Raw genomic sequence first — 9219 nt, 5'->3', positions numbered from 1 at the left:
AGACAGGCTGTCACGCGTCTATCTCGAGGCCAACGGCGCGCTCGCCTACGTGGCGCGGCCGCAGCCCGCGCATGGCGAGGGTGACGGCTGGCACTGGCCGAGCAAGGCGGCTGTTGTCGAAAAGCCGAAGGCGCGTCGGAAGTAATCCCGCCGGCGTCCGTCGGCCGGAACCGCAACGGGCGAGCAACCGAAGGGCAAGAGGCAGAGTGCCGTCAGCACGCAAATACCCTCTTGCCCCGCGATCACGCCCCCCGGCGACGGATTGGGTGGGTTAGCGCGCCCGGCAGGCCGAGCGCTGGCCGAAGCCACTCGGGCCGCAGATCCACGGCGAATGGCCAAGCAGCGGACCGACGCTGCCCATGCTGTAGGAAATCTTGACGGGCCGTGGCACACGAGCAGGCTGCGGCCGGACGAAGGTGGCATAAGCCTCTTCCCTCACGCGCGTCACGCTGGACGTCTGCGTCAGCGACTTGCGGTGAACGCGATGCAGCCGATGCTTCATGACATATTGCATCTTCTTTGTGGTGGTGTGGGCTGCCGGGTCGATGCTGATCGAGCTGGTCTTCATCGTGTCCATGCTCTGGCAACCGGACCCGATCGAGACCAGTGCAAGAGCGGCAATGGCGCAAGCATATCTCTTGCCTACGGCCGCTGCTTCCTTCATGAAATCGTTCATTGTCGTCCCCTGCCACGAAATAAGCGTTGTTTTCGCGCGGATATATTCCCTCTTTGCTTGGCTTCCGCGCCACGCGAACGGCTCGCCGCCATTCACATCATGGCTCAATATTAGAGGCGACTTATTAAAATTCGTGCAAACGAGATGATGAGCGCGGTCTTTCGCGACTCTATCGACTATTATTAAAATGCGAACGTTTATTTCGGCAGCCGCTCTTTCCGCCCAAGCCGACGGTCAATTTCTGGCCAGCGTAGCTGTGTAGGACAGTCTCGCCTTCAGGCGGCTCAACGGTTGTTCCAACAAGTGCCAGGAGGTCGCGGCAGCCGCGACCGTGACCAGGCCCGCAATCACGAACCGGATCGGACCGAGCGGAGGAAACTGCGTCTCGAAGGATTCGCAGAACAGGAAGACGACGGCCAGTGCGGGGAAATGATAAAGATAGATCCCGTAGCTGATCCGGCCCAGATATCGCACAACGGAGTTCTCTGCCAGTCGCTTGATCAGGCCCTTGGCACCTGCGCTCGCCCAACACACGACAGCGACCAAAGGTACGACCGTCAGGAAGTCGCCGAGGACGAAGTTGAACATGGCCGCCTGCAGCGTGAATGAAACCGCCACGATGGCGATGGCCGCGACGCTTGCTATCGCCAGTCTCCACCGCAGCACATCGGTCAGTCGATTGGAAGCTTCGATCGCCGCGAGAAGGGCGCCGGCGCCCAAAGCGTCAAACGCGGCCGGCGTCAGCACGTAACGGGCCGGCCCTTCCGGAAGATAGAACATGATGGCTGCCCGAAAGGCGACTGCCGCAAGGATGACCCCAATCAGCGTCGGGATTAGTGTTTGACGAGGGCTCAGTACGATCAGCAGCGGCCAAAACAAATAAAACTGCTCCTCGACGCTCAAACTCCACAGATGGGCGAGCTGCCAGGGGTCCCAGTTACCGTTTAGCGCAAACAAGACATTGGAGAGGTAGGCAGCGTGCCAGGGCAACGATGTCCGGATTTCGGGCAAGAAGGCGGCCGCCAAGGTCAGCATCACGTAATATGCCGGAAAAATCCTCAGGGCCCGCCGCAGATAGAAGACCAGGATGACTCCGAGAGCGCCCTGCGATCGGGCCACTTCTTTCGATCGGATCAAGATACCCGTGATCAGGTAACCGCTGATAACAAAAAACAGCCGAACACCATAATGCCCCCAGGGTGAGGCTTCATCCCAGAAGTGCGAGTACATGACGGCGAATACAGCAACCGCTCGCAGCGAGTCTATCTGCGGCCTATACTCGGGATTAGGCATGATGGTGAGCAGGAGATGCCCGCTTGCCAGGGCTTAGCGTCGTCGCGTCCAGACTAATCACACGCATTCGCGCGCGACGACGACCACCAAAGAAGCGAGTCCGCCGAATAGGATTTGAACTATGAACGACAGCTGTCTCCGGGCATTCCATTCGACCATTCATTCGACTCTTGAGGCTTCATTCACCCCAACCGGGATCAAAGCGGAACCTTTGGCTTCCGAGTTCGCCGCGGCCTGCACCGGAAACCGGATACCTGACCTTGACGATGTGTAGGCCGGCGCCCTGCTGCAGTCCATATATGCCTTGCAGCCCGCGATCGTAAAATCCCGCCAGCGGGATTAATACGGCGACGGCGGCGAGCGATCCTTGCAGGGCAAACTTGCCTACGTTTTGCCGCAGCGAAATCTTGTTCTCTGTCAGATGCTTGCCAACTATCACCACGACCAGCAATCCGTAGATCGTCGCATTGAACGCGGCCAACCAGTAGAAACCGAGGGCCCTCGAAGGATGCTCCACAAGAAGAACCGGCAACGAAGCACCAACCGCAAGCAGGGCGTATGGCACGATGACGCGGGCGGGCAGAAGGTGTTTTGGGCCGCTGCCTTTTGGAGTGACGCGGAAATCGACGAATGACTTGGTCAGATAATCGCGAACCGATGCCAGCGTTCCTGCCATCACCCAGGGCCAGCGCGCGAACAGATGGAAGAGTGTCCCTTCCCAACTGACAGCCTTCGCCGAGAATGGACGCGAGAGACCTAACCTCTTTAGAAAGATCACCAGAGCAATCGGGATGGCCGCGCTTGGCATATAGTAGAAAAGGAGTTCCGGATACGCCACGTTGGCAAAATTGTCGCCCGACAAAAGCGCGTAGATCGGCATGATATATGTCGCCATCGCGAACAAGGCGAACATGGGATACCAGAGCTGGCAGAATACGAACTGCCGTCTGAGCCTCGGGCTGAGCTTGGACAGATATGTCGGCGTGTATTCAAGCAGGATGGTCGTCAAGCTACGCGACCATTGGAATTCCTGAGTAATCAGATCGGCGAAAGTCTGCGGACCGTCGCCATTCGCGATTGCATCGATGGCATGGACGCCGCGCCATCCGGCGGCGTTGATCAGCATCGAGGTTGAATGGTCCTCGGCCAGTTCAGGACCCAGCCCACCAGCTTGCCGCAACGCAATGGTGCGCACGGCATAATGCGAACCGATGCAGAGCGGGGCGCCGTTGCTGGTGTAGCCGGATTGCAGGGGGCCGTGGAGCATACCTTCCACAAACAGCCGGCCGCGCGCGGCCCAGCTTTCGCTGGCATTGTTGTCGCAGATACTGGGCGCCGAGACATAGCCGACGGCGGGATCGGCGAAGGGATAAAGGATTTCCCTCAGATAGGTCGGCGTCGGCACGTGATCGGCGTCCATCTGGGCGACGAAGTCGTAGCGCTCGTAACCGTAGTGGTCGTAAAAGAAGGCCAGATTGCCTTCCTTGCAGCGGGTCCGGCGCGGCCAGGTCTTGCGGTGATAGTCCTCGCGGCCGCGCCTGGTCGAAATCAGCACGCCATGCGCGTCGCACCAGCGAACCGTCGCCTCGGTCGGATCCTCGTCGGCAAGCCAGGTGTCGTGCGGATAGTCCTGCGCCAGCATCGCTTCCAATGTGCGCTGCACCACGGCGAAAGGCTCCGACGGCGCCTTGGTGACCACCATGGCGACGCGCGAATGCTTCGGGATCATGTGCAGCTTCGACGACTTCCTCGAGGCATGGACGTTGAGCAGGAAATACATCGGCATCAAGGTCAGCCAGGCCAGCACGATTGTGGCGAAGGCAAAGGGCCCGACATGATCGATATGCTCGGGCCGCAGCCACCAGGACCAGAAGAAAGCCAGCGCGACGAACCAGGAAGCAAGGCCAAGCCGCAAGATCAATTGCTGGCGCGGCGTGAGCACCGGCACGAGATAAGGACCCTTGGGGCCGTGGCCGGTCGAAACCGCGCCAGCCTTGCCCATTGACGTCGTTTTGCCGCCGACAACGCCGGCATCCCCAGATACGCCCATACTACCCACGCCCTGTCCGCCCGGCTGAGCCGGTCGAACGCATTCATCCCCGCTACAGAATCAGCTTGAGCTAATGCAGTGTCAACAGAATTAGGTTTTCGTTAACCAAGCTTATTGGAAACTGGTTAACCAACCGCGGCTTCCGCGACCTTCACGGTCGGCGCGCGGCCGCAACGCCCGGCTGAGGTGAAACGCACGGGGCCAGCGCGAGCCACCTTCCGTTAACCATACCGGCAGCTATAAGGTTAAGTAACGGTTAATTGCGCTTGACTCTCGCCGAGCATAGGCTCTCATATGAGAGAGGGTTAATATCGTAATGTTGACGCGAATTTGTGAGTATCGCGGCGACCTCGTCTCAAGATCCAGCTATAGAGGTTGGAGAGACCACAATAACGGACGGCACAGCGTAGAACGTGCCAGTTCTAGTCGCTCAGAAAACCCGCATCACGTCGGCAAACCGATATTGGGTTTGCGTGCCGGCTTCAGTCGGCACGTTGTGGCAAGCTTCAAGGTCCAGCGGGACATTGAAGCCCATCGGAGGCGGGTATGAAACTCTCTACAGCAACCGCGCTTGTGTCGGCGCTTATTCTCAGCGTGGCCTTGCCAGCGTCGGCGGGTTCGCAGACGGGAACGGATCCGATCAAGACGAGCTCGGCCGCGTCGGCGTTCGGCTCCTACGATCCTTATGGCGATTTCAGCAATGACAAGTCGGCCAGCATCGAGGAACTGTTCCTGCCTTGGGAAGACGTCGACCTGTCGACACTGCCGCTGGCCGACGCCTACGCCCAGCAGCGCGGCCGTTCGCTGCTGATCACCATCGAGCCTTGGACATGGTCGAAGGACTGGCGCATCACGCCGCCCGAGCTGAAGAATGGCATATTGAGCGGCAAGTACGACGCCAACATGCAGGCGATCTGCAACCTCGTCGGACAGATGAAGAGCCCGGTCACCATCCGCTGGGCGCAGGAAATGGAAGACACCAACGGCCGCTTCACCTGGGCAAACTGGGCGCCGAAGGACTGGATCGCCGCCTACAAGCGCGAGGTGGACGTCTGCCGCAAGGCCGCGCCGGCGGCAAAATACATGTGGTCGCCCAAGGGCGTCGAAGGCCTGGAAAAATACTATCCCGGCGACAACTATGTCGACGTCATCGGCCTTTCGGTGTTCGGCCTGCAGAAGAAGGACAATGACGAGGTCGGCCGCGACCGGACGTTTGAAGAGACGCTGAAGCCAGGCTATGACCGTGTCGCGAAATTCAACAAGCCGGTTATCGTGGCTGAACTCGGCTATGTCGGAAAGCAGGACTACGTGTCGAAATGGGCCGACGACTCGCGCAAGTCCTATGCGGAGTTTCCGGCCCTTACCTCGGTCGTCTACTTCAACCAGAAGGAAGTCTGGCCGTGGCTGGGCGGCTATGGCCTGCCCGACTGGCGGGTGACCCAGCACGTCTTGCCATAAGAGACGTGATCATGCTCGTCCCGGCCAGACCGGGACGGGCTCCGGCTAAAGGTGTTGAAGTGGGGTTGCCGCCGAGCTGCTCGGCGGCGGGTGAAGCGTATGCGTAAATCAGTTGGCGGAGTAAAATCGTGAAAAGCGCAGTGGGGAAGTTTGTCGGAGCGGCGCTGGTCTGCTCCGTTTTTGTTATCGGCCTGCAGGACGCCGCAATGGCCAAGGCCGCGAACAGGATCGGCGACAAGGCGGCGAAGGCCACCGCCGTCTCCGAAGAAGGCATCTATCAGCTCTACAAGAACCGTTCCTGGCGTTGGGGCAACCATGGCGCCGCGTTTTTTGCGGTTAGCAAGCGGCAGTTTACGGCCTGGTCCACTGAGGACAAGCCTAGCGACGGCGAGGGTATCTGGTTCATGCCCGGCAGCGGCAAACTGTGTTTCCGGGCTACCTGGCGCGGTTCATGGGGCGCCAAGACCTCCTTGAGCTGCTTCGAGCATCGCCAGGCCGGCAAGGTGATCTACCAGCGTAAATCTCCGAGCGGAGACTGGTATGAGTTCAGGGACCGCCGCGGCAAATCGGACCTGCGCAATGGCGACTATGCCAGCAAGAAGGTGAAACGCTTCAAGGCGGAGCTGTAGTCGCGGACGCAGCTCGACTTGAAGTAGCGCGATTGCCAAGCACGGCGATTTCGCGCAACGGTCGTCGCGGCTGAAACGACCGCGTGACCGATGCCGGGGGCTGACGGAACGATCCTGATAACCGGCGCGCGCGCGCCGGTGGCGCTGCATCTGGCGCGCCTTGTCCACGGCGCCGGGCGCAGGGTGATCCTGGCCGACACGCCGGCGCGGCCGGTCGCGGCGGCGAGCAGGGCCTGCGCGCGCTATCATCGACTGCCGCCGCCGCGCTTCGAGCCGCAGGCCTATGCGAATGCGGTGGAAGCGCTGACAAGAGCCGAAAACGTCCAACTGGTCATCCCGACCTGCGAGGAAGTCTTTCACCTTGCGCTGGCCTGGCGCGGCAGGACCATGCCGGGAAAATTGTTCGCCCCCGACATCAGGTTGCTGGCGGAGGTTCACAACAAGCACAGCTTCATCCGGCTGGCCGAACAGCTTGGCCTGGCGGTGCCGGAGACGACGCTTCTCAATTCCCGCGACGATCTGGAGTCGGTGCGCGGCCACTCGCGCGACCTGGTGTTCAAGCCGGTCTGGTCGCGCTTCGCCAGCCATGTCCTGCTGCGACCGACACCGGATTTCCTCGATGCGATCGCGCCCTCCCCTGCCATGCCCTGGGTGGCGCAGCGTTTCGTCGAGGGCGAGGAGATCAGCGCCTATGCGGTGGCGCGCGAGGGACGGCTCAAGGCGCTGACGCTCTACCGTTCTCCCTATCGCGCCGGCAAGGGCGCCGGCATCTTCTTCGAGTGGGTCGAGGACGAGGCTGCACGCGATCTGGTCGAGCGCATCGTCGCGGGCACGACCTGGACCGGGCAGATCTCCTTCGACCTGATGCGCGAGCCGGGGGGCCGCGTGCTGCCGCTCGAATGCAATCCGCGGGCGGTCAGCGGCCTGCATTTCTTCCGCGATCCGGCGCGGTTTGCCGCTGCTGTGCTTGGCGACGGTCCGGAAGTCAGGCCGGACGTCACAGTGCCGCAAACGGTGCGGCTCGCGATGTGGATCTATGGATTGCCGGTGGCGCTTCGTTCAGGCGGGCTCGCCCGTTTCCGCAAGTCGATGCGCGAGGGCCAGGAACTGCTCGATTGGCCGGGCGATTCAGCCCCGGTCAGGGCGCAATGGCCGGCGCTGGCGGAGATCGCCGGGATGGCGTGGCGTGAGCGGATCAGCCTGCAGGCGGCGTCGACGCGGGATATCGAGTGGAACGGGCCAGTTTGATATGCTCATGCCCCGAGCGAGCCAGGGCCGATAGGTTTCACGTCAAGTTGCAGACCAAGTGCCTTGGTGACACCCAGCAGTGTGCTGAGGCGCGGATCACCCTTCTCGCTCAGTGCTTTGTAAAGCGCCTCCCGGGTGACACCGGCGTTCTTAGCCACGACGGTCATGCCGCGAGCTCGCGCGATGACGCCGAGTGCGTGTGCAATATAGGTTGCGTCACCGGTCTCGAACGCGTCGGCAAGGAACTCGGCCTGAGACTCTGCATCGTCGAAATATTCAGCGGCATCGAATGGTGTAGTTTTGAGAGCCATGTCAAACCTCGCTTGCCATCTGCTTGGCCTTTCTGATGTCCCTGTCTTGAGAGGATTTGTCGCCTCCGCAAAGCAGGATGATGACCGTGTTACCGCGCCTGATGAAATAGACATGGTAGCCCGGCCCATAGTCGATCCGAAGCTCGCCGAACCTTCGAAGAACTTCGCGTCTCCCGCCAAGCCCGCTTCAACACGAATGATCCGTTGAGCAATCTTCCTCGCGGCTCGGATATCTTTAAGGTCCCGCAGCCACTTCCTGAATTCGTCAGTCTGCCGGACCTCGATCATGCGTGAACTATAATTCACGCAGACGCTCAGATCAAGATGCGTGAACTTCAGTTCACAGCTCGATCTCATGCACTTTCGGCCCGCTCGCCGCCGGCGGCGTCCTCCCCTCCATGATCGCCGCGATGTCGCGGCGCAGGAAGTCGAGCGGGCCGATGACCGGCAGGGCACGCGGCGCGAAACGGGCATTGTCGCTCGCCGATTTCAGCACCCGGCGGTCTTGCTGAAGAGCGACATTGAATAATGGTTTGAAGGCCAGCGCTTTCAGCTCGCCGAGCAGGCCCTGGCGCCGGCCGATCAGCCAGCCGACACCCTCGACGGTGCGCTCATCGGCCTGGCGCAGATGGAAGGTGGTGGCCAGTACCAGCCCGTCCTTGCCCCAATATTCGAGCTCGGCGATGCCGGGATGGCGGAAGCGGCCAATGGTCTTGGCGCGCTCGCCTTCCAGCAGCCGGCTGATCAGGCCCTGCTGGCGTTCCTCGCCGGTGTAGCTCGCCTCGACCCAGCCCTCGCCGCCCGTCACCTCGACCCGCACCCGATGGCGTTTCGAGGTGAGGCCGCGCAGCAGGCCCTTATGGGTGAAATGGGTATGGGTGGCGTCAAGGATGTTTTCCGCCGCATCGATCACCGTCGACTGGGTCGACGAGCGCACCCGCCGCAGGATGATATCCTTGCCCTGCATGCAATGCAGGTAAGGCTCGTCCTTGGGCGTGCCGGACGAGATGAAGACCACCCCGTCGCGCTCGATCGCGGCGTAGCGGCGGACCCGGTAATGCGGCATGGCGCCGACATGGCCGGGGATCGCCGTGCAGCGTCCCTCGCCGTCATAACGCCAGCCGTGATAAGGGCATTCGATCTCGCCGCCGACCACCTTGCCGGTCGACAGCTCGACCAGCCGGTGCGGGCAGCGGTCGAACAGCGCCGAGATGCCCTGCGCGGAGCGGAACAGCACCACCGGCGCGCCATCAAACAGAATGCGTTTCGGCCGCTTGCCGATGTCGGCGGACAGCGCCACCGCCTGCCAAAAGGCTTCCCGCCGGCCCTCACTCACAGTTCGAACCTCCTGAGCAGGGGAATGCCGATCAGCGCCAGCACCGTCTCCATGACGCGGATCACCACGCGCTGGCGAAGCGGGAGATGCCCGGCATAGACGGCGTTGTATTCGATCGCGGCGACCGCGCCGCGCCGGCGTTTGAAACCGGCGGCGCCCGCGCTCATGTTGAAGAACAGGCCCCGCGCCGTGGCGTGATCCTGCGCCACCGCCATCAC

The 9219-nt window shown here is 61.7% G+C and carries 9 protein-coding genes and 1 pseudogene; 3 read left to right on the top strand and 7 right to left on the bottom strand.

The window, feature by feature from the left end; genetic code table 11:
* Nucleotides 1–271: 271 nt before the first annotated feature.
* From EOA28_RS14470 to EOA28_RS14460, 3 genes are all read right to left on the bottom strand, one after another.
* Nucleotides 272–676, bottom strand: coding sequence for a hypothetical protein (locus tag EOA28_RS14470; RefSeq protein ID WP_126078223.1), 405 nt, complete (start codon nt 674–676; stop codon nt 272–274).
* Nucleotides 677–910: 234 nt separating this feature from the next.
* Entirely contained in the window at nt 911–1969 is a 1059-nt protein-coding gene (locus EOA28_RS14465; protein ID WP_127251114.1) for an acyltransferase, read from the bottom strand.
* A 178-nt stretch (nt 1970–2147) separates the two neighbouring features.
* Nucleotides 2148–4019 (bottom strand): cellulose synthase catalytic subunit, encoded by a 1872-nt coding sequence (locus EOA28_RS14460; protein WP_127251113.1) that lies wholly within the window; start codon nt 4017–4019, stop codon nt 2148–2150.
* 546 nt (nt 4020–4565) lie between these two features.
* Here EOA28_RS14460 and EOA28_RS14455 point away from each other — a divergent pair.
* From EOA28_RS14455 to EOA28_RS14445, 3 genes are all read left to right on the top strand, one after another.
* A complete protein-coding gene (locus EOA28_RS14455) occupies nt 4566–5477 on the top strand; it encodes a glycoside hydrolase family 26 protein (protein WP_126078226.1) in 912 nt (303 codons plus the stop codon).
* Nucleotides 5478–5683: 206 nt separating this feature from the next.
* Nucleotides 5684–6106 carry a DUF995 domain-containing protein gene (locus EOA28_RS14450; protein ID WP_245484102.1) on the top strand — a complete coding sequence of 141 codons (423 nt, stop codon included), beginning with the start codon at nt 5684–5686 and terminating at the stop codon, nt 6104–6106.
* Nucleotides 6107–6196: 90 nt separating this feature from the next.
* The gene (locus tag EOA28_RS14445) at nt 6197–7354 is read left to right on the top strand and encodes a hypothetical protein (RefSeq protein WP_127251111.1); all 1158 of its coding nucleotides are present in this window, start codon (nt 6197–6199) and stop codon (nt 7352–7354) included.
* A 5-nt stretch (nt 7355–7359) separates the two neighbouring features.
* Here the strand turns inward: EOA28_RS14445 and EOA28_RS14440 are convergent, their stop codons facing one another.
* From EOA28_RS14440 to EOA28_RS14425, 4 genes and pseudogenes are all read right to left on the bottom strand, one after another.
* Nucleotides 7360–7665, bottom strand: a complete 306-nt coding sequence (locus EOA28_RS14440; protein WP_127251110.1) for an addiction module antidote protein — start codon at nt 7663–7665, stop codon at nt 7360–7362.
* Between the two features lies 1 nt (nt 7666).
* Entirely contained in the window at nt 7667–7801 is a 135-nt protein-coding gene (locus EOA28_RS41145; protein WP_348527721.1) for a type II toxin-antitoxin system RelE/ParE family toxin, read from the bottom strand.
* 204 nt (nt 7802–8005) lie between these two features.
* Nucleotides 8006–9001 carry a Rieske 2Fe-2S domain-containing protein gene (locus EOA28_RS14430; protein WP_127251109.1) on the bottom strand — a complete coding sequence of 332 codons (996 nt, stop codon included), beginning with the start codon at nt 8999–9001 and terminating at the stop codon, nt 8006–8008.
* Nucleotides 8998–9219 (bottom strand): annotated as a pseudogene (locus EOA28_RS14425) (GNAT family N-acetyltransferase); the annotation flags it as partial. The pseudogene EOA28_RS14425 and the gene EOA28_RS14430, both read right to left, overlap by 4 nt.

The organism is Mesorhizobium sp. M2A.F.Ca.ET.067.02.1.1 (assembly GCF_004023285.1).
Lineage (GTDB): Bacteria > Pseudomonadota > Alphaproteobacteria > Rhizobiales > Rhizobiaceae > Mesorhizobium.
Note: the sequence above shows the minus strand (reverse complement) of the source record. Positions and strands in the feature narration are given on the sequence as shown.